Source organism: Parafrankia sp. EUN1f (assembly GCF_000177675.1).
Taxonomy (GTDB): Bacteria; Actinomycetota; Actinomycetes; order Frankiales; family Frankiaceae; genus Parafrankia.
Genome location: NZ_ADGX01000059.1, coordinates 17,935 through 38,772 on the forward strand (window position 1 = coordinate 17,935; position 20,838 = coordinate 38,772).

Here is a 20,838-nt window from a genome sequence, read left to right on the forward strand (position 1 = left end):
GCTATACTCGCATGGTGGAGGGTCGGCAGCGGGATGTCTACCTCGTCAACGAGGTCCGTGACGGATCGACGGCCTGGACGTGGCCGCGCATGCCCGGGTTGTGCAAGCGATAGATCTTCTCGCGGAGGCTGGTCCAGGTCTGGGTAGGCCGCTCGTCGACACGATCAGCGGTTCGTCGTTGCCGAACCTGAAGGAACTCAGACCGGGCACGGTGCGGATCCTGTTCTGCTTCGATCCGTGGCGTTCGAGCATCCTGCTTGTTGCCGGGGACAAGGCGGGGCAGTGGAACGCCTGGTACGCCGAGGCGATCCCGCTTGCGGAGCAGCGCTACAAGACCTATCTGGTGAAACGCGGTCAGGAAGAGAGCGATCAGCGATGAGCGGCTACACACGGTGGTCTGACATCCGCTCCGCACAGGTAGCCCGGGCCGGGGGGAGGAAGCGGTTGCTGCTGGCAGGCAGGAGCTCCTCGCGGTCGCGGTGGGACATCGGCTTGCCGAAGTGCGTCGGGCGCGGGGGCTGACTCAGCAGCAGGTGGCGGAGCGGATGGGGGTGACCAAGGGCAGGATCTCGCAGATCGAACAGGGCTCGCTGTCCGGTCAGGACGTGGTCGCCCGCTACGCCGCCGCTCTCGGAGGCCGACTGCACCAGGCGATCTACTTCGACGACGGGGACATCGCCGCGATCGCGTAGGCTCAGCCGCGCCACGACTCTCTGATCGTTTCCAACTGCGGTACCTGCGCCCCAGTCGTCGCACTCGTCGCCTCCGCCCGGTCGCGCCGGCGCCGAATCCGATCGGCCACCGCAGCTCAGGAACCCAGGGGTCGCTCGTATCGGGCGGCCCCTGGGCGCTGCCCGGGTCGAAGCGGGAGGTGCGTGGAAACTGCAGGCGTCATTCCGCGCCGACCAGCCGCGGCGCCGGTACCAGGTTGAGCCGCCCGATGGCCTCGGTCACGTCCTGCGGCCAGAACCACAGGCGGTACTGCGGCGGGATGGTGAAGTAGTCCTCCGGCCCGTGGAGCAGACGAGTGCGCATGTCGGCGCAGTAGCGTTCGCGCCAGGACGTCGCCTCACCGGCGCGCAGTGACTCGCCGTCGACCTTCTTCTTCGTGACGCGGTAGAGCTTCTCGACCGCTCGGTACTCGTAGGCCAGCAGGGTGTGCGGGTTGGCCCAGATGCCCTTGGGGGCCTGCGGGTCGGCCGCCGCCGTGGCCGCTTCCAGGAGCAGCGGCAGATCGAGCTCGCCGGGGATGGACGGATAGATCACGAACGGGGCGGCCCATCCGGCCGCGATGAGGTCCAGGTTGAAGGTGGCACGCTGCTCGCGGGTGAGGTTGCGCCGTTCGGCCTCGGTGTAGTCGGGAGCGACGTAGGCCAGGAGCCGGCTGTTGGTGTCGAAGGGCGGTTGCGCGGCGCGGATGAACAGGTTGCGCCTGCTGCCGTTCGGCTTGGTCAGCCGCTTCTCGATGTTCTGCTTCGCGAAGGCCGAGGCTTCCTTGCCCTGCGCGTACTGGAGGGTGCCGGCGGTGCCGGTCTCCAGCTTCGGCAGCAGGAAGGCGGCCAGGCCCGGGGAGATCGGTGCGCGGCCGTCCTTGATCCATCCAGCGAGCTGTAGGAACTCCTGATCGATGGCCTGGGCCCGCTCCGTGGAACGGGCGGTCACCTCCGGCGTGTCGACCGAGAGCATGCGGATCGGCATGCGGACGTTCGGTGTGTCGCCGTCGGTCACATCAACCAGTTCCCGACCACCCAGCGAGGGCAGGTTCTGCCCGGCCGGTGACCACAGCACCTGCACCGCGTCGATCATGGTTATCCCCCCGATAAGCACAGCCTGACGGTCCGTCTGCGTGACCGGCCGGTGACCAGCCCCGCAGCGCCGCCAGTCTGTCAGAGGAGCACTGGCCGTTGCCGGGTGCGTCGTCCGCGCGACTGCGAATGGATTGTCGTCGCTGCCGCTCCTCGTCCCGGCCGGCCGGGCGAGACGGGCAGGTAGCAGGGCCGTGTGGAAGGGGCAGGGTGCGCTCGCATCCGTCCGATGGGGGTACCAGGTCTGGTGTGACCTTCGGGCGAGTCCGTTCACGGGCAGCGGCGCTGCTCCCGCTCGTCATCATCGTGGCGGTCTGTCTGATCGACGTGGCTGGCGGCCCTGGTTTCGTCGTCATCGCGCTCGTCCTCATAGCTCCCCTGCTGGCCGCGAGCATCGTCGGTCCGTGGTTGACCGGTATCTACGCGATCGCGGCGTTTGCCGGGGCGGGTGCGGTGTCGATCTGGGACCAGCTCGTGGGACCGCCAGCGGAAGAGAACCGGACCGCGATGGTGGTCCGGCTTGCCGGTATCGCCCTCGGCGGCGGGATTGCCGTGGCCGCGAGTGTGGTCCGCCAGGCTCGGGAGCGCCGGATGACCGCGCTCGTCCAGGTGGCCGAGGCCGCGCGGCGTGCCATCCTGAACCCGGTCCCGGCGGTTATCGACGGCCTACGGTTCACCGCGATGTATCGCAGCGCGGCGGTGGAAGCCGCTGTCGGCGGAGACCTCTATGAGGTGCTGGACACCTGGTGGGGGGTGCGGCTGCTCGTCGGGGACGTCCGGGGCAAGGGCCTCGACGCGGTCCGGCTCGCCAACCGGGTCCTGGGCTGCTTCCGGGCCCTGGCGGGGCGGCTTGAGGACCCCGCGGAGCTGGTCGCGGCACTCGACAGCGAGGTCGCCAAGCTTGGCCACGGGAACGGCGAGGACTTCGTCACCGCGGTCGTCGCCCAGGTCGACCATGCCGGGCGGATGCTCCTGCTCAACGCCGGCCATCCCGACCCACTGCTGGTCCGCGCGGGAAGGGTGACGGCACTCGGCGTCCCGGACCGGCAGCCACCACTCGGGCTCGGTGTCGCACCCAAGGCAGCCCCCGTCCTTCTCGTCCAGTCCGACCAGGTGCTCTTCTACACCGATGGCCTGGTTGAGGCCCGCAACCCTCGCACACGGGAGTTCTTCCCTGTCATCCCAGCCGTGCGGGACGCCTTCACCGACGCGCGGCTGCCCGACGGGACCGCCCGCCTTGTCGACGCACTCATCGAGTGGACGGGCGGTTCCCTCAGCGACGACATCGCACTCGTCGCCATGGAACGCCTGGTCGCGAGGGTGAGAGCGAGCACCAGCTGACGGCCTTCAAAGCTCGGCGATCCGTGCCTACCGCCTCGCTGGTACTCCAGTCGATGGCGTCAGTCAGGTGGCGGCCGGTGCATGGCGGATGCTGGGGCGCGGGGTGGTCGGGGCGCAGGCGATGCGTAGGTTCGAGGTGGGGGTTCCGAGAAGGAATCCCTGCCCGTAGTCGAGGGAAGCGTCGCGGGCTGCGGTGAGTTCGGCTGTGGTCTCGATGCCTTCTGCGACGACGCGGGATCCGATTGCCTGCGCGATGGTGGTGACGCCCGCGGCGACGGCCTGGTGGGCGGGATCCGTGGGCATCCCTCGGACGATGAAACGATCGATTTTGATCACATCGGGGCGTAGGCGCAGCACGAGTTGAAGCCCGGCGAAGCAGGTTCCCATGTCGTCGACGACGATCCGGACGTCGTGGTCGCGCAGGGTCCCGATCGAGGCGATCAGATCATGGTCGTCGTCGAGGTACTCGTTCTCGGTGATCTCGACAGCGAGTCGTTCCGGTGCCCCGGACTCGAGCAGGACGCCGACCAGTCCGTTGAGAAGGGTCGAGGGGGAGGCGTTCACCGCGAGGCGGACACCGCCCGGCAGCTCCGGTAAGGCGGTCAGTGCTCTGCGGATGGCGGCGAGTTCCAGTTCCGGGCCGAGGCCGACGTCCGCGGCGTCGGTGAACAGGGATCCCGGGCCGTGGGGGGAGTTCTCGAGCCGGGTCAGCGCTTCGAGCGCGACGGGCCGCCCGGTTCTCAGGTCCACGATGGGCTGGTAGGCGATGGTGAAATCACCTTCGTCGATCATGCTCTGGATTCGGCTCCAGGTACGACTGCGGGCCTCCCACATCTCGCGCAGGTCGCTGACGTATCCCGTCAGGAACTCCGCCAGCAGCCACAGCAGCCGGCCGTCCCGCTCGCCGAGTGACGGCCGGGGGTGTCGGTTCAGGCAGCCGAGCAGGCCGTAGAGCCGGCCGGATGCGTCGAGGACCGGCATCGCCGCGTAGGCGCCGACACCCAGTTCGCGGACCGAGGTCGACCACTCGGTGCGGGGGTCGCGGCGGGTGTCCGGGATCAGCGGAGGAAGCGACGCGTTCCGGACCTGCCCGAACAGCCCCTCCTCGTACCGCACACTGCAGCCGGGTGACAGGCCGAAGGGGCGCGGGTTCCCGCTCATCGCCTGCAGGACCAGCAGCTGCCCGTCGAACCGGCCGAGCCAGGCCAGGTCCATGCCGGTTCGGCGCCGCAGCAGGCCGAGTAGATCGACGACGGCCGCGCTCGGCTCGGGCACCTCACTCTGCGGCCCCAGACAGACATGCCGACCTGACACCAACTCCCCTCCCGGCAAGGTAACTACCCGCCTTATATGTCTACACACGGCAAACCCAAGAACGGCGAGTGCCGTCAGCGGTGCCCCGTCTACTCCAGCCTGCCGAAAGCCACCCCGAACACCGAGGCCCGAACGGGCGACACCCACGACCGGGTCCGCCGCGACCGGGTCGAGGACTCCGGCATGGTCACCCTGCGCGTCGGTGGCCGCCTGCACCACATCGGTATCGGGCGAACCCACCCCGAACCCACGTCGTCCTGCTCGCCCAGGACCTCCACGTCCGCGTTGTCGACGCGACCACCGGCGAACTGCTGCGGGAGCTCACGATCGACCCCACCCGCGACTACCAGCCCACCGGTCGACCCCGCGGACCAGCCCGCAAAAGCACGACGCCCTGAACCAAGATCGTAGGTTCAGGGCTATGCCGATGTCCTGAGACATCACACGCGTACCCCGGGTGGGATTCGAACCCACACTGTCGGTGGTTTGAGCACCGTCTCTCTGCCGTTGGAGTACCGGGGCCGGCACGGAGGTCTCCGGCGCGGGATGCGCAGCGGAACCTCTCGTGGACGACTCTAGCCGGGTAGGGTGCGATTCGACCGCCCGACCCGGTCAGATTACGGGCGGGAGGGGTCGGGGCCCGCGTTCGCCGCCTGTTCGTGGTGATCGTGGCCAGCCAACTGCAGAGCCAGTTCACCGTAGAACCCGGGAGTTCGACTCGATGAGCCAGCCTTCCTCGACGCCGCGTCGGGTCTTGATCGCTGAGGACGAAGCGTTGATCCGGCTGGATCTCCGGGAGATGCTCCAGGAGGAGGGCTACGAGGTCGTCGGCGAGGCCGGCGATGGTGAGACGGCGGTTGCCCTGGCCGGCAAGCTGCGCCCTGACCTGGTGATCCTGGACGTCAAGATGCCGAAGATGGACGGTATCGACGCCGGCGCGAAGATCGCCAAGGATCGGATCGCCCCGGTGGTGATCCTCACCGCGTTCAGCCAGCGGGAGCTGGTCGAGCGGGCCCGCGAGGCGGGTGCCATGGCGTATGTGGTGAAGCCGTTCCAGAAGAAGGACCTGCTGCCGACCATCGAGATGGCGATGAGCCGGTTCACCGAGATCGTCAGCCTGGAGGCCGAGGTCGAGGACCTGCAGGGCCGCCTGGAGGCTCGCAAGATCATCGAGCGGGCGAAGGGTGTGCTGCAGACCGAGCACTCGATGACGGAGCCGGATGCGTTCCGTTGGATCCAGCGGACGTCGATGAACCAGCGCCGGACGATGCGGGCCGTCGCGGAGGCGGTTCTGTCGGGTGAGGCGCTGCCGGGCTCGTGACCCGGGACGACCCCGAGGACGTGGCCGCCAGCCCGGGCAGTCCCCGGGTGCCGAGGCAGGGCGAGGACCAGGCATCTGGCGATCTTCAGGTGCCTGGCGACCTCCGGGAACCTGAGGACGTCCAGGCGCCGGATGAAAATCAGGTGCCGGATGACATCCAGGCGTCGGGCGAGCGGGATGCTCCGCCGGTCGGGCGTGCCCGGCAGGTCGCTGGTGCCGTCACGGCGGCAGTTCGCGCGGTTCGGCACTGGGTTGGCCGCTCGGCGCGGACCGGCCGTGGCCGGGCGTTGCTCGCGGCGGTCACGGCGGTGGCGCTGGCCATCCCGAGTGTGATCGGGTTTCTGCTGGTGTCGGCGTCGGATGACGGCGGCGGGGTCCCGGAGCGGGTCGCGTCGATCGGGGTGATGGCGCGGCTGTCCGGGGCGTCGGCGGATGCCGGGAGCAGCGTGCGCAACGCCGTCACGCTGGCGGTGGAGGAGGCCAACCGGGACGGTACCGTTCCCGGCTGGAAGCTGGAGGTCGTCGCGAACGACGATCTGTCCCGGCCTGATGGTGGCGCGGCCGGCGCCGACCTTTTCGCCGACGACGAGCGGATGATCGGTGTCGTCGGGCCGCTGAGCTCCAGTGTGGCGATGGTGTCGCTGGACAGGTTGGGCGAGGCCGGCCTGCCGGTGATCTCGCCGTCGAACGCGGAGCCGACGCTGACCGAGCGGCCGGAGGACCCGGACGACCGCCCGTATCCGACCTATTTTCGGCTGAGCGGCACGGATGAGCAGCTCTCCGCGGTCGCGGCCGACTACGCGGTCCACACGCTGGGCCGTTCCCGGATCAGTGTGGTCGACGGCAGCCCCGACTACGGCATGATCACCCTCGCGGAGCGGTTCGCCCGGGACGCGCGTGAGGCGGGGGCGACGGTGCCGGCAGTGCACCGGGTGGATGGCCGTTCGACCGACGACGAGATCGAGCAGACGGCGCGGGCCATCCGGGACGAGGCTCCGGACCTGGTGTACCTGGCCACGGGGGCCGCGTTCGCGGGGGAGCTGCGGCAGGCCTTCGCCGACGAGGGCGTGTCGGTGCAGGTGCTGGGCGCCGACGGGCTGCTCAGTCACGACTACGTCGAGCGCGCGAAGTCGCTCGCTGATGGTGATGTGATCACCGATCTGTCGGTTCCGGCGTCGCAGCTGCCGTCCGCCGGTGCCTTCGTGGCGGCCTACACGAAGCGGTTCGGCGCGCCCGAGGGACTGGGCAATCTGCTGCCCGACGGCAGCAGTGCCGGCTCGGCGTCGGAATCGGGCTCGACCGCCCAGAACAGCCAGAACAGCCAGAACAGCCAGAACAGCCAGAACAGCCAGAACAGCCAGACCGGTCAGAGCGGGCAGTCCGGCGGGTCGGAGACGGCGACGCCGCAGGGCAAGGTCCAGCCGAGTGCCGACACCCGTTCCAACCAGCGGCGCGGTGACGGCGCCGCCGACGGTGCGGCGGCGAGTTCGTCAGGTTCTTCGGATCTGTCCGAGCAGGAGCGTGCGGTACAGCGATCGCGGGACGCGGAGCTCGCGGTGCTGCGTGCGGACGCGATCCCGCCGGTGGCGGCGTACGCCTACGACGCCGCCCGCGCGCTGATCCGGGCCGCGGCGGCGGTGCTGCCGGGGCGTACGGAGGTGACCAAGGCCGCCCGGGCGGCCGTCGTCGACGCGGTCGGGGCCGGTGAGTACGCCGGTGTCACCGGTCCGATCGCCTTCGACGCGCGGGGTGACCTGCGTAGTCCGCGGGTGGCCCTCTACTCGGTCCTGGCGGAGAGGTTCGTCCCGTTGCAGGTTGAAGCTGGTGGTTGACGGTTCGAGGTCGGACGTCTGGCGGGGCAGGCGGGTAACACGTGAAGTCGCGACACGCTCACTTTGAGCTTTCGCGACTGAGGGTGAGCGACTAGTTTCCGCTCCGCGGAGCGCACCCGCGCGCCGTTGGAAGCAGCGGAAGGACGTTGCATGACGGCCACCCCACGGCCTCTTCGAACCAGACCCGCACGGACGGTGGCGCTGCGTCCGATGGCCGCCCTGGTCGCGGGTTTCGCGCTGGTCGGCGCGGCGCTGACCGCCTGCGGCGGCGACTCGGACGACGGCGGCAAGAAGGAATACCTGATCGGATTCCAGGGCCCGCTGTCCGGCGACAGCCAGCAGCTCGGCATCAACGCCTACAACGGCGTCCTGACCGCCGTCGAGCAGCTGAACGGGGACAAGAGCCTTCCCTTCACGCTGCGCATCGTGGCCTCCGACGACCAGGGCCTGCCCGAGCAGGGTCCGACCGCCGCCCAGAAACTGATCGACAATCCCAAGCTGATGGCGGTCGTCGGCCCGGTGTTCTCCGGCCCGACGAAGTCCAGCGAGCCGCTTTACAGCCAGGCCGGGTTGCTGTCGGTGAGCCCGTCGGCGACGAACCCGGCCCTCACCGATCTCGGTTTCACCAGCTTCTACCGGGTGATCGCCCCGGACACGGTCCAGGGTGCCGCCGCGGCCGAGTTCCTGGCCAAGGTCGTCAAGGCCAAGCGGGTCTACTCCCTCGACGACCGCAGCGAGTACGGGACGGGCCTGTCCGGCGCTATCGAGCGTGGCCTGGAGCAGGCCGACGTCCCGTTCACCCATGACGGGATCAACCCGACGAAGGACTACACCTCGCAGGCCACGAAGATCATGGCCGACGGCGCGGACGCCGTCTACTACTCGGGGTACTACCCGGAGTACGCGCTGCTGACGAAGGCGCTGCGCGGCAAGGGGTACGACGGCGCGATCCTCAGCGGTGACGGGTCGAACGACGACCAGTTCATCCGCCAGGCCGGGACGGCGAACGCCGAGGGCGCGCTCATCACCTGCCCCTGCTCGGACGCGAACACCGACCCGTCCGCCGCCGCCTTCGTCGCCGAGTACAAGAAGGTCAACAGCGGTCTGAAGCCGGGGACCTACTCGGGTGAGGCCTACGACGCCACCAACGCGATCGCGTCCGTGCTGCGCAAGCTCGGCACCGACGCGAACCGTGAGTCGGTCCGGACGGCGTTCGGGTCGGTGGACATGCCCGGCGTCACGAAGCGGATCAAGTTCGAGCGCAACGGTGACGTCCAGGGCTCGACCGTGTACGTCTACCAGGTGAAGGACGGCCAGCGGACGGTGCTCGGGCCGGTCAGCTCGCTCATCAAGCCGTGATCCTTCCCGATGCGGCCCAGGTCCAGACCCAGCTCCGGGTCTGGACCTGGGCTTCGGCCTGGGTCCGGGCGGTGACCCGGTGACCGGCCTGAGTCCGGGCGGTGACCCGGTGACCGGCCTGGTGACCGGACTGGGCCTGGTGAACGAGCCGGCCACCGATCCCGTCACCGGGCCGGGCCGGAGGGGGCCTCGTGGGCTCGGCTGAGCAGATCAGCCAGCTGGCCGTCGACGGGCTGATGGTCGGCGCGCTCTACGCGGTGATCGCCCTCGGCTACACGCTGGTGTACGGAGTCCTCCAGCTCATCAACTTCGCGCACAGCGAGGTCTTCATGCTCGGGGCGTTCGGCGGGCTGTTCGCGTGCCGGGCGCTGGTGCCCGGTGACGGTGCGACCCCGGCCGGCCTGGCGGCCGCCGGGCTCGTCCTCGTCGGGCTCGTGGCGGGTGCGGCCGCCGGTGGCGCGGCCGCGTACACCCTGGAGCGGTGCGCGTACCGCCCGCTGCGCCGGCGCGGAGCCCCGCGGCTGGCCTACCTGATCAGCGCGATCGGGGCGTCCCTGTTCGCGTTCAACCTGGCGGGCAAGGAGTTCGGGCGGCAGAGCGTGCCCGTCCCCGACCTGTTCGCCAACCGCACGGTGGTGACCGTCCTCGGGGCGGAGATCTCGACCCAGTCGCTGGTCATCGCCGCGACGGCGCTGCTGATGCTGCTCGCGGTCGACCACCTGGTGGCCGACACCCGCCTCGGGCTGTCCATCCGCGCCGTGGCCCAGGACGCCGAATGCGCCGGACTGATGGGCGTGGACGTCCAACGGGTCATCGTCGTGACGTTCGTGCTCGGCGGCCTGCTCGCGGGTGCCGGCGGCTTCCTCTACGCGATGACGTTCAACGCCTCGTACACGATGGGGTTCGTCCCCGGCATCAAGGCGTTCACCGCGGCGGTGCTCGGCGGCATCGGGAACGTGCGCGGCGCGGTGCTCGGCGGGCTGCTGCTCGGCCTGGTCGAGAGCTTCGGCGGTTACCTGTTCGACGCCTCCTACAAGAACGTCATCGCGTTCACCGTGCTCGTCGGCGTGCTCCTGGTTCGACCGTCCGGCCTGCTCGGGACCCGCCTGGGCCGGCCGGCGTGAGCGGTCGGCTGCGCAGCCTGCGGACCGCCGGCCTGCTCGCCGCGCTGGCGGCGGTGATGACGGGGCCGACGGGCGACGCGGATCATCCACTCGCCGGGATCCGCGGGTCCCTCGCGTTCCCGCGGGTGCTGTTCTTCGCCGCCGCGGCGCTGGTGCTGTGGGCGGCACTGCTGGGCCGCGACCGGCTGCGCGCCCAGGCCCGCACGCTGCGCGGGACGGCCCTCGGCCGGCTGGCGGGCCCCGCCGGTGCCGGTGCCGGCAATGGCAATGGCAATGGCAACGGTGCTGGCGCCGCCACCCGGCCCGGCGCGACCTGGTTGTCCGGGCGGCGTGGGGCGGTGCTCGGCCACGCCGCGTTGCTCGCGGTTGCCCTGGCGGTTCCGCCGGTGCTGCCGACCGCCGCGCAGCAGGCCCTGGTGAGCGAGATCGGCATCTACGCGCTGCTCGCGCTGGGCCTCAACGTCGTCGTCGGCTACGCCGGGCTGCTCGACCTCGGCTACATCGCGTTCTTCGCGATCGGTGCCTACACGACCGCCTACCTGACCTCGGCGGACGCGATGCCCTGGCACGCGCCCTGGCAGCTCAACCCGTTCTTCGTACTGCCCATCGCGCTGCTGGTGGCGGCGGTCGCCGGGGTCGTCCTCGGCGGCCCGACGCTGCGCCTGCGCGGGGACTACCTGGCCATCGTGACCCTGGGGTTCGGGGAGATCGTCCAACTGCTGGCGAACAACGCGGACGGTGTCACCGGCGGGCCCCGGGGCGTCTTCGGCCTGCCGCCGCTGTCGGTGGAGCTGCCCGGGGTCCGCTACTCCTGGGGCCTGGACCCGCTGCCGTACTACTACCTGCTGATCGCGCTGATCGTGCTGGTGATGGTGGTGTTCGGGCGCTGGGAACGCTCGCGGACGGGACGGGCCTGGACGGCGATCCGCCAGGACGAGGTCGCCGCCGAGGCGACCGGTGTGGCGACCATGCGGATGAAACTGCTGGCCTTCGCCGTGGGTGCGTCCGTGTCGGGATTCGCCGGCGTGGTGGTCGCGACCAAGCAGTTCTTCAACCCGCAGTCCTTCGGCCTGCAGGCCTCGCTGCTCGTGCTCACTATCGTGATCTTCGGTGGGATGGGCTCTCGGCTCGGGGTGGTGCTCGGCGCGCTGGTCCTGCAGGGAACCGCGTTCCTGCTGCGGGACACGGTGCCGCCGGCCGACCGCTTCATCTACTTCGGCGCCGTGGTGGTGCTGATGATGATCTTCCGGCCGGAGGGGCTGCTGCCACCACGTGCGCATCGCCCCCGCGGGTCCGGGCCGTCCCGCGACAGGTCCGTCGAGTCCGTCGAGTCCGTCGATTCCGACGGGGCAGCCGGGACGTCCCGTGGCGTGGCCGACCAGGCGTCGCCGGGGGTGGTCTCTTGAGCGGCGCGACAGTTCCGCGGCCACTTCCGGCGCCGATCTCGCGGACGATTCCGCAGCCGCGGCCGTCGGTGGCCGACCCGATCCTCGACGTCCGGGACGTCACCCTGCGCTTCGGTGGGCTGACCAGCCTCGACGGGGTCTCCCTGCGGCAGGGCCGGGGAAGCGTCCTCGCTGTCATCGGCCCGAACGGGGCCGGCAAGACGTCCTTGTTCAACTGTCTCACCGGTGCCTACCGGCCGCAGCAGGGCAGCGCACGGTTCTGGCCGACAGCCCCAGCCACCTCCGCGAACCCGGCAGGCGCTTCGGCCCTGGAGGGTGTGGGGGAGGGCGGGGTCGAGCTCGTCGGCCGGTCGCCGCACCGGGTCGCGCGGGTCGGCATCGCGCGGACGTTCCAGAACATCCGGTTGTTCCCCGAGATGTCCGCGGTCGAGAACGTGCAGGTCGGTGTGGAGGTCAGGGCCCGCGCGGGCGCGCTGCGCGGGCTGGTGCCGACCAGGGCCGTGCGGCGGGAGGAACGCGAGATCCTCGAGCGCAGCCATCTCCTGCTGGACTTCGTCGGGCTTCGGCACCGGGTGCGGTGGCCGGCCGGCAGCCTGGCCTACGGGGAGCAACGGCGGCTGGAGATCGCGCGGGCGCTGGGCACGAGCCCGTCCCTGCTCCTGCTGGACGAGCCAGCCGCCGGCGCCACCGCGTCGGAACGGCGCGACCTGGTGGCGCTGATCCGCGCCATCGTCGACCAGGGTGTCTCCGTGTTGCTCATCGAGCACGACATCCGACTGGTGGCTGCGGTGGCCCGCTCGATCGTCGTGCTCAACTTCGGCCGGGTGATCGCCACGGGGTCGCCGGAGCAGATCAGGTCCGACCCCGCGGTGGTCGAGGCCTACCTCGGCGACTCCGACGGCCGGGCCGACGACCGAGCCGGAGACCGGACCGCTGGCCAGGCCGGCGACCGGGCCGACGGCAGGGAGGGCCGACGATGACCGCGGCCACGACTCCGGCCAGGACCACCGACGGCGGCGACGGCGGCGACGGCGGCCATGACGTCCCGCTGCTCGACGTGCGGGACGTCGAGGTCGCCTACGGGGCGGTCACCGCCGTCCGCGGGATCTCGCTGCGGGTCCGCTCCGGCGAGGTGGTGGCCCTGCTGGGCGCGAACGGCGCAGGGAAGACCACGACCCTGCGGATGATCTCCGGGCTGCTGGCGCCTGTGCGCGGATCGGTCTGGTTCGACGGCGCGCCGCTCGCCGGCAGCCCTCGCCCCGGCCCCAACTCCGGCCGCGGCCTTCACCGCCGCTCTCGCCGCAGTCCTCGTGGCAGCGGCCGCCCCGGCTCCGCCGCGCCGGTCCCGGGGCGCGACTCGGAGGCGAACCTGCCGGTGCATCGGGTCGCGGCGCTCGGTATCAGCCACGTCCCGGAGGGCCGGCGGATCTTTCCGGCCATGTCGGTCGCCGAGAACCTGGCGCTGGGGAGCTTCCTCGATGCCCGCCGCTCGCGCGAGAGCACGCGCCGTGAGCTGGAGCGGGTGCACACGCTGTTTCCCCGGCTCGCGGAACGGTCCAGGCAGCCGGCGGGAACCCTCTCCGGTGGGGAGCAGCAGATGCTGGCGATCGGCCGTGCGCTGATGGCGCGCCCTCGCCTCATCCTGCTGGACGAGCCGTCGCTCGGCCTGGCCCCGAAGCTGGTCGCGACGATCTTCGCGGTGATCAGGGAGATCAACGCGGACGGTGTGACCGTTCTGCTGGTCGAGCAGAACGCGGCGGCCGCGCTTCGGATAGCCCATCGGGGCTATGTCCTCGACACCGGCAGCGTGGTGCTGGAGGGCACCGCCGCGGATCTCGCGCGTGATCCCCGGGTGCGTGACGCCTACCTGGGCGGCAACCACCAGGCGGAGCAGGCGGCGCCGGAGCGGACGGTGTCGGAGGAAGTGCCGGAAGAAGAAGTGGGGAAGAGACTTGCGGCGGAGACTGGTACGGCGGAACTGGATGTGGAGGAGTCAGCCGGCTGACTCTGGCGGATGCCCGGGAAGGACTTTGGTGCCGTCCGAACCTTCCCCGTGCCCGGCGTTTTCTACTCGGCCGCCCCGGGCGCCCACCTGGGACGAAAGTAGCAGCACGGCCGGGCGGGCGGAACGCCGCGGGTGTGCCGAGGTGGCCTGAGTGTTCTGACGCAGCTGTTCTCGCCGGGAAATCGGGGCGCTTTCCGGGAACAGTGCGGGCACTACCCGGCAGCAGCGCGAGCGCTGCCCGGGAACAGCGCGGGTGCTACCCGGGAACCGAGCCGGAACCGGGCGGGCGGTCCCGGAGCATGCAGGTCAGCCTGCAGGTGCACACCGGCCGGCCGGCCTCGTCGGTGATCCGGATGTCGTAGGTTGCCAGGGTCGATCCCGCGTGGATCCGTGTGGCGACCGCGGTCACCGTCCCGTCGGTGGCCGCGCGGTGATGCGTCGCGTTGATCTCGATGCCGACGGCGATCCGGCCGGGCTGGGCGGTGAGCATCGAGGCGACCGAGCCCACCGTCTCCGCGAGGACCACGGAGGCGCCCCCGTGCAGCAGGCCGTAGGGCTGGCGGTTGCCGGCGACCGGCATCGTGGCGGTCACCCGCTGCGCGCTGGCCTCCGTGAGCACGATCCCCATCCGCTCGGAGAGTTCGCCCCGATGCTTGTTGAGCTCGTTGAGTAGCTCGTCTGGGTCCGTCGACGGTGTGGGCACGACCTGAACCCTAATGCCGCGGCCGGGGCCGGAGCCGGTCGGGCGGGGCGTACGGGGGCGAACCTCGCCGGGCGCGGCAGTCGCCACCTGCCGGACGTCCGCGGACCTGTCGTACCCACGTCCTAGACTCGCCGCGTGCCTGCGACTACTTCGTCCCCGTCCGCCGCGTCCCCGGCTACCGTGGCGGATCGTCCCCGGCTGTTGCTGCTGGACGGGCATTCGCTGGCGTACCGCGCCTTCTTCGCGCTGCCGGTGGAGAACTTCTCGACGAGCACCGGCCAGCCGACCAACGCCGTCTACGGCTTCACCTCGATGCTGATCAACGCTCTGCGGGACGAGAAGCCCACCCACGTCGCCGTCGCGTGGGACCTGCCGACACCGACGTTCCGCCATACCCAGTACGCCGAGTACAAGGCCGGCCGGTCGGAGACCCCGGCGGACTTCGTCGGCCAGGTCGCGCTGATCCACCAGGTCTGCGAGGCCCTCGCCGTGCCCGGGGTGAGCGCCCCCGGCTACGAGGCCGACGACGTGATCGCCACCCTGGCCACCCAGGCCGCGGGCGAGGGGATGGACGTCCTGATCGTCACGGGCGACCGGGATGCGCTGCAGCTGGTCAACGAGCACGTGACCGTGCTGATGACCCGCAAGGGCATCAGCGACATGACCCGCTTCACGCCGGACGAGGTGCAGACGAAGTACGGCCTGTCCCCGACCCAGTACCCCGACTTCGCGGCGCTGCGGGGCGACCCGTCCGACAACCTGCCCTCGGTGCCGGGGGTGGGGGAGAAGACCGCCACCAAGTGGATCCAGCAGTTCGGCTCGCTGGCCGACCTGGTCGATCGGGCCGACGAGATCGGCGGCAAGACCGGTGCCTCGCTGCGGGCGAACCTCGCGAACGTCATCCGCAACCGGTCGTTGACGGAGCTGGCGCGCGAGGTGCCGCTGGAGCTCGGGCCGGGCGACCTGCGCCTGCACCCGTGGGACAGGGAGGCCGTCCACCAGCTGTTCGACACGTTGCAGTTCCGGGTGCTGCGGGAGCGGCTGTACGCCGCGCTGGCGGTGGCGCCCCCCAGCGCCGACGAGGGCTTCGAGGTCGACCTGGCCATGCTCGGGCCGGACGACGTCGCCGCCTGGCTCGCCGCGCACGCCGCCGGCCCCGGCCGGACAGGCCTGCACCTGCGCGGCTCCTGGGGGCGCGGCACAGGCGTGATCACCGCACTGGCGCTGGCCGCCGCCGACGGTGCCGCGGCCTGGATCGACCCGACCGCGCTGACCGCGGCGGACTCCGCGGCCCTGGGCGCCTGGCTCGCCGACCCGGACCGGGCCAAGGCCGGGCACGACCTCAAGGGCCCGATGCTGGCGCTCGCCGAGGCCGGTTTCACCCTCGCCGGCGTCACCAGCGACACCGCGCTCGCGGCCTACCTGGCCCTGCCCGGCCAGCGCTCCTTCGACCTGGCCGATCTGACCCTGCGGTACCTGCACCGCGAGCTCAAGTCGGACACGGAGACGAACGGCCAGCTCACTCTGGACGGTTCCGGCGAGGCGGACGAGGCCGAGGCGGACGCGATCCGCGCCCGCGCCGCGCTCGAGCTGGCCGCCGCGCTCGACGGCGACCTGGAACGCCGTTCGGCGGCCCGGCTGCTGCGGGAGATGGAGCTCCCGCTGGTGCACGTGCTCGCCCGGATGGAGCGCGCGGGCATCGCGGCCGACGAGGAGCACCTCACCGAGCTGCAGAAGCACTACAGCGCTGAGGTGGCGGACGTCGCCGCGCAGGCACACGGCCTCGTCGGGCGGTCGTTCAACCTCGGCTCGCCCAAGCAGCTCCAGCAGATCCTCTTCGACGAGCTGGCCCTGCCCAAGACCAAGAAGATCAAGACGGGCTACACCACGGACGCGGACGCGCTGGCGTGGCTGGCGACCCAGTCCGACCACCCGCTGATCCCCGTGCTGCTGCACCACCGGGACGTCGCACGCCTCAAGACGGTCGTCGACTCGCTGATCCCGATGATCGACGACGCCGGCCGGATCCACACCACCTTCAACCAGATGATCGCCGCCACCGGCCGGCTGTCGTCCACGGATCCCAACCTGCAGAACATCCCGATCCGGACCCCGCAGGGCCGCCAGATCCGCCGCGCGTTCGTCGTCGGGCCGGGGTACGAGACGCTGCTGACGGCCGACTACTCGCAGATCGAGATGCGGCTGATGGCGCATCTGTCCGGCGACGCGGGGCTCATCGAGGCGTTCGCGTCCGGGGAGGACCTGCACACCTTCGTCGCCGCGCAGGCCTTCGACCTGCCGGTGTCGGAGGTCGACCCGGAGCTGCGGCGGCGCATCAAGGCGATGTCGTACGGCCTGGCGTACGGCCTGTCCGCGTTCGGGCTGGCCGGCCAGCTCGGTATCGCCCCGGACGAGGCCCGCGAGCACATGGACGCCTACTTCGCCCGGTTCGGCGGCGTACGGGACTTCCTGCGCGGCGTCGTCGACCAGGCCCGGCGCGACGGCTACACCGAGACCATCATGGGGCGTCGGCGCTACCTGCCCGACCTGACGAGCGACAACACCCAGCGCCGGCAGATGGCCGAGCGGATGGCGCTGAACGCCCCGATCCAGGGGTCCGCCGCCGACATCATCAAGATCGCGATGTTGGGTGTCGACCGGGCGCTGCGGTCGCGGGACCTGCGCTCACGGCTGCTGCTGCAGGTTCACGACGAGCTCGTCCTGGAGATCGCGCCCGGCGAGCGGGTGGAGGTCGAGGCACTGGTCCGCGCCGAGATGGGGGCCGCCTACGAGATGTCCGTGCCGCTGGAGGTGAGCGTCGGCTCAGGGCTCACCTGGGATGACGCCGGCCACTGACACCCCTGGCCCCTGACGCCCCTGCGTCGGACGTCGGACGTCCGGTGCCCCTGCGCGGGGCCACCGAGGTGTCGGGGGCGTCGGGCGCGGGAATTCTCAAGGAGTGCCCAGCGGTCCGATCGTGGTTGACGGTCGCCGCCTGCTCGCGGTTCTCCTGGTCGGAATGGCCGGGTTTTTCCTGATCATCGCTTTCGTGCCGGCGTCGCCGGGCTATCTCCGGCCCGGATCCTTCGCCGGGCTGGGCATCGCGCTGGTGAACGTCGCCGTGATCCGGCGCCTGGTCGGGGAGCAGGGCGACGACCGGCCCTGGCTTCCCCTGATCTCCGCCCTGTCGATGGCGGCCGGTCTGGGCCTTGCGGCCGCGGACGCCTCTCCCCGCAGTGCAGGCGAGGTGTTTCTGCTGTGGTTCCCGTGGATCGCCAGCTTCGCCGGGCTTCTCCGGTTCCGGCACGCCGTGGCACTGGCCGGGGCACTCGTCAGCTCCATGCTGCTCGCCGCCTGGGCCAATCCCGACCTGGCCAACCCACCCGCGATGCTGCTCACGGCGATGGTCAGCACGTTCGGCGGATGCATGGTCATGTTCGGCCTCCTCCAGTGGGGTCGCCGGCAGGCCCACTCCGACCCGCTGACATCGCTCGTGGCCCGCAGCGGGCTGGCACACGTCGCAGACCCGCTGATCGCGGGTGCGCGTCAGCGGGGTGAGGAGGTCGCCTTCCTCCTGATCGACATCAACCGGTTCCGGGAGGTCAACGACGCACTCGGGCATGAGGGCGGGGACGAGCTGCTGCGCCAGTTCGCCCGTGCGCTGGCTCGGGTGAAGCCGTGCCCGTCGCTGATCGGCCGCCTGGGCAGCGACGAGTTCGCACTGGTCATCACCGGCCCGCCGGGCGGCCCCACCGGTCCGGGTGACCCAGGTGCCCCGGACACCGCCGCCGGCTCGGGCGGCCCCGGGGATCCCGCCGGCACGGTGGGGGATCAGACCCAGGCGACGCAGCGCCGGGACCGCAATCTGCGCGATCTCGCCATGTCGGTGCTGAGCCAGCTGGAGGGCCCGTTCGACGTGCGGGGCACCAGCGTCGGCGTCGAGGCGAGCGTGGGGCTGGCGGTCGCGCCGCGGGACGGGGAGACAACCGCCGCGCTGCTCCCGTGCGCCGATGTCGCGCTGTCTCGGGCGAAGCGGGAGGGTGAACGGGTCGGGCTGTGGGACGTCGGCATCGCCGGGGTGCGCTCCTGGGAGATCTCGCTCTACACCGAGCTGCGCACGGCGATCGCCCGCGATGAGCTCATCGTCTTCTACCAGCCGCAGGCCGTCGCGACCGGGAGGATCGTCGGGGTCGAGGCGCTCGTCCGCTGGCGCCATCCGACCCGTGGCCTGCTGCCGCCCGGCGCTTTCCTGCCCATCGCGGAGCGCTCGGCGTTGATTGGTGCCATGACCCGGTGGGTCCTCGACGAGGCGCTGCGTCAGTGCGCGGTGTGGCGCGGCCAGGGGCTGCACGTGCCGGTCTCGGTGAACCTCTCTCCCCGCATGCTCGTCCTGGACGATCTTCCCGACCTGGTGACCGCGGCACTGGCCCGCCACCGGCTGCCGCCCGACCTGCTGACCCTGGAGATCACCGAGAGCGCACTGGTCACCCAGCCCGGCCGGGCCGCGGCGATGCTGCGCGAACTGCGCAGCAAGGGCGTGAAGCTCTCGCTGGACGACTTCGGTACCGGCTACAGCTCGATGGAGATGCTCAAGGCCCTGCCGTTCGACGAGGTCAAGATCGACAGAGGCTTCGTGGTGGACGTCCGCGGCAGTCTGCAGGACGCCGCGATCGTCCGGTCGGTGCTCGACCTTGGCCACCGCCTCGGCCTGCGGGTCGTCGGGGAGGGCGTCGAGGACGAGCGGACCCTGCGCCTGATGACCGAGCTCGGCTGCGACATCCTGCAGGGCGACGCGATCTCCCGGCCTCGGTCACCCGACGGCCTCGCGGGCCTGCTCGCCGAGCGGGCGGCGAAGGTGAGTGACGAACCCACCGACGTCGGTGAGGTGCTCAGCGACGGCTGGGTGTCGCGGGCCGGTGTGCCACGGGGCCCCGACCGGGGCGAGCATCCGGCGCCTAGCACCGACCGGGCCGAGCAGCCGGCGCCGGGCACCATGAACGTCACCTTCACGGCGGAGCAGGCGAGCAGATTCGGGATCCCGGCTCCGCTGACCCACCGGGAGGCCGCCCGGATCGCCGCCGTGCGCCGCTACGACATCGTGTTCCGGCAGCGGGCCTACCCGCTGGACGACGTCGCGGCGCTCGCGACCGCTATGACCGGCTGTGACGTCGGCTCGGTCATCATGGTCGACACCGACTCGGAGGTCTACGTCGGCCGTTTCGGCCACGAGATGCCCGATGTCCCGGCCAGGGTCGGCATCGCCGCACACACCGTCGCGGCCGGCGAGATGATGGAGGTCCCGGACGCCACGCTGGACACCCGATTCGCGCACGGCACCCGCGCGTTCCGGGCACGGATCGTGCGCTTCCTCGCGGGCGTGCCCGTGCGGACGTCCGACGGCCATGCGATCGCCGCCATCACGATCAGTGACCGCATCCCGCGGCGGCTCAGCCCGGGGCAGCGGGAGGCGCTGGAGAGCATCGCGCGGCACACCATCGCGATGATGGACACCCGCAGGGAGTGCGCGCTGCTGGAGGTGGTCACTGACACCACCCGGGCGTTGGAGCAGCTTGACGGCCGGGGAGACGTCCCGGCCGCGGTCTGGCTGCTCGCCGACGCGGTGCGTCACCTGACCGGCGCGGACGCGGCGACCGGGCTGGTCGCGGACCAGCCCGGCGCCGACTGGTTCACCGCCGTCGATTCCTCCACGGCTCCGGGGGTCAGGGCCATCATCCGACCGGGGCAGAAGTTCGGTCGCTTGGAGCAGACCGCCATCGGGGCCGTGCTGCGGACCCGCCGCCCGCTGTTCGTGCCCGATGCGCCCTCCTACGCCGGATTCAACGCCGAGACAGCCCGAGCCGAGAAGATCGCCTCGGTGCTCATCGTCCCGCTGCCAGGCCCTGGCGGGGTGGTCGGTGCGTTGTGCCTGCGCTGGTCCAGGCCGTATCCCGTGATCGACCCGGCGCTCGACAAGGCGATCGGGCTGCTGACGGGGCAGGCCGGCCACGGGATCGGTCGCCTGCTCACCGCCGGGCGCCCCGGCCACGGGCGCCGGACTGACAACACCACCGGTCTCGCCACCAGATCGGCATTTCTGAGCGAGCTCGGCCACTGCCCGTCCGGCACCGCGGTCTGCCTCGTCGACGTGCCCGGCGAGGCCGGTGAGCCCGGAGAAGTCGGCGGGGGAGGGATCGGAGAGGCCGGAGAGGTCGTCGGGCCTGGGGAGGCCGGCGGGCCTGCTGGTAACGGGCACTCGACGGCGGCCCGGCGCCCCGGCCCGGATCAGCGGCTCACCCGCTTCGCCCGTGATCTACGAGCCGTGGCGCAGGACCCGGACCATTCCACACGCTGGGCGGAGCGGCAGTTCGTGCTGGCCGTTCCAGCTGGTGGCCGCGAAGGTGCCGAAACAGTCGTCGCGGAGCTGCGCCGAGCCTGGCGGCGGGAGTCGGCCGCTCCACTCGCGGTCGGGATCGCCATCACCAGGAGCCAGGCACCGCTGAGCAGCGCGCTCGTGGATGCCGAGAACCAGGCCCTGGCGATGGCGGCGGCACGCGACTCGGCAGCCGCCGGCCGCCCGGCTCCGGCCTCCTTCGTGGGTGTCTGACCGACACCCACGAAGACCTGTGAG

At 71.2% G+C, this 20,838-nt stretch carries 14 protein-coding genes, 1 tRNA gene and 2 pseudogenes; 13 read left to right on the plus strand and 4 right to left on the minus strand.

The features are described from left to right. Positions 1-11 precede the first annotated feature (11 nt). Together FREUN1FDRAFT_RS18750 and FREUN1FDRAFT_RS48085 are read left to right on the plus strand one after the other, a co-directional pair. Positions 12-379: pseudogene (locus tag FREUN1FDRAFT_RS18750) on the plus strand (type II toxin-antitoxin system RelE/ParE family toxin). Beyond that, a pseudogene (locus tag FREUN1FDRAFT_RS48085) lies at positions 376-692 on the plus strand (helix-turn-helix domain-containing protein). Before FREUN1FDRAFT_RS18750 ends, FREUN1FDRAFT_RS48085 begins: the two co-directional pseudogenes overlap by 4 nt. Before the next feature lie 199 nt (positions 693-891). Here FREUN1FDRAFT_RS48085 and FREUN1FDRAFT_RS18760 read toward each other — a convergent pair. Further along, the gene (locus FREUN1FDRAFT_RS18760) at positions 892-1,806 is read right to left on the minus strand and encodes a hypothetical protein (protein ID WP_006541713.1); all 915 of its coding nucleotides are present in this window, start codon (positions 1,804-1,806) and stop codon (positions 892-894) included. Positions 1,807-2,054: 248 nt separating this feature from the next. Here FREUN1FDRAFT_RS18760 and FREUN1FDRAFT_RS18765 point away from each other — a divergent pair, with 248 nt between their 5' ends. Then, complete coding sequence (locus FREUN1FDRAFT_RS18765; protein WP_006541714.1) at positions 2,055-3,146, plus strand: PP2C family protein-serine/threonine phosphatase; 1,092 nt, start codon at positions 2,055-2,057, stop codon at positions 3,144-3,146. Positions 3,147-3,209: 63 nt separating this feature from the next. Here the strand turns inward: FREUN1FDRAFT_RS18765 and FREUN1FDRAFT_RS18770 are convergent, their stop codons facing one another. Next, positions 3,210-4,421, minus strand: coding sequence for an EAL domain-containing protein (locus FREUN1FDRAFT_RS18770; RefSeq protein ID WP_232295272.1), 1,212 nt, complete (start codon positions 4,419-4,421; stop codon positions 3,210-3,212). 488 nt (positions 4,422-4,909) lie between these two features. Further along, a tRNA-Leu gene (locus FREUN1FDRAFT_RS18780) sits at positions 4,910-4,982 on the minus strand. A gap of 199 nt (positions 4,983-5,181) precedes the next feature. Here FREUN1FDRAFT_RS18780 and FREUN1FDRAFT_RS18785 point away from each other — a divergent pair. The 8 genes from FREUN1FDRAFT_RS18785 (at position 5,182) to FREUN1FDRAFT_RS18815 (ending at position 13,507) form a co-directional block, all read left to right on the plus strand. Beyond that, positions 5,182-5,781 carry an ANTAR domain-containing response regulator gene (locus tag FREUN1FDRAFT_RS18785; RefSeq protein ID WP_006541716.1) on the plus strand — a complete coding sequence of 200 codons (600 nt, stop codon included), beginning with the start codon at positions 5,182-5,184 and terminating at the stop codon, positions 5,779-5,781. 143 nt (positions 5,782-5,924) lie between these two features. Beyond that, on the plus strand, positions 5,925-7,613 hold the full coding sequence (locus FREUN1FDRAFT_RS18790) for a branched-chain amino acid ABC transporter substrate-binding protein (protein WP_157474978.1): 1,689 nt from the start codon (positions 5,925-5,927) through the stop codon (positions 7,611-7,613). 210 nt (positions 7,614-7,823) lie between these two features. Continuing rightward, positions 7,824-8,972 (plus strand): branched-chain amino acid ABC transporter substrate-binding protein, encoded by a 1,149-nt coding sequence (locus FREUN1FDRAFT_RS18795; RefSeq protein WP_232295276.1) that lies wholly within the window; start codon positions 7,824-7,826, stop codon positions 8,970-8,972. Between the two features lie 79 nt (positions 8,973-9,051). After that, a complete protein-coding gene (locus tag FREUN1FDRAFT_RS47435; protein WP_006541719.1) occupies positions 9,052-9,177 on the plus strand; it encodes a hypothetical protein in 126 nt (41 codons plus the stop codon). Further along, complete coding sequence (locus FREUN1FDRAFT_RS18800) at positions 9,164-10,096, plus strand: branched-chain amino acid ABC transporter permease (RefSeq protein WP_006541720.1); 933 nt, start codon at positions 9,164-9,166, stop codon at positions 10,094-10,096. Before FREUN1FDRAFT_RS47435 ends, FREUN1FDRAFT_RS18800 begins: the two co-directional genes overlap by 14 nt. After that, entirely contained in the window at positions 10,093-11,502 is a 1,410-nt protein-coding gene (locus tag FREUN1FDRAFT_RS18805) for a branched-chain amino acid ABC transporter permease (protein ID WP_006541721.1), read from the plus strand. Before FREUN1FDRAFT_RS18800 ends, FREUN1FDRAFT_RS18805 begins: the two co-directional genes overlap by 4 nt. A 68-nt stretch (positions 11,503-11,570) precedes the next feature. Next, entirely contained in the window at positions 11,571-12,482 is a 912-nt protein-coding gene (locus tag FREUN1FDRAFT_RS18810; RefSeq protein WP_006541722.1) for an ABC transporter ATP-binding protein, read from the plus strand. Next, positions 12,479-13,507, plus strand: a complete 1,029-nt coding sequence (locus FREUN1FDRAFT_RS18815) for an ABC transporter ATP-binding protein (RefSeq protein ID WP_006541723.1) — start codon at positions 12,479-12,481, stop codon at positions 13,505-13,507. Before FREUN1FDRAFT_RS18810 ends, FREUN1FDRAFT_RS18815 begins: the two co-directional genes overlap by 4 nt. A gap of 256 nt (positions 13,508-13,763) precedes the next feature. Here the strand turns inward: FREUN1FDRAFT_RS18815 and FREUN1FDRAFT_RS18820 are convergent, their stop codons facing one another. Further along, positions 13,764-14,210 (minus strand): PaaI family thioesterase, encoded by a 447-nt coding sequence (locus FREUN1FDRAFT_RS18820; protein ID WP_006541724.1) that lies wholly within the window; start codon positions 14,208-14,210, stop codon positions 13,764-13,766. 180 nt (positions 14,211-14,390) lie between these two features. On the opposite strand from FREUN1FDRAFT_RS18820, the gene polA reads away from it, so the two are divergent. Both polA and FREUN1FDRAFT_RS18830 read left to right on the plus strand, forming a co-directional pair. Then, the gene (polA, locus tag FREUN1FDRAFT_RS18825) at positions 14,391-17,066 is read left to right on the plus strand and encodes a DNA polymerase I (protein WP_006541725.1); all 2,676 of its coding nucleotides are present in this window, start codon (positions 14,391-14,393) and stop codon (positions 17,064-17,066) included. A 121-nt stretch (positions 17,067-17,187) separates the two neighbouring features. Continuing rightward, positions 17,188-20,814: an EAL domain-containing protein gene (locus tag FREUN1FDRAFT_RS18830; protein WP_232295273.1), complete on the plus strand. Its 3,627-nt coding sequence runs from the start codon at positions 17,188-17,190 to the stop codon at positions 20,812-20,814. Positions 20,815-20,838 lie beyond the last annotated feature (24 nt).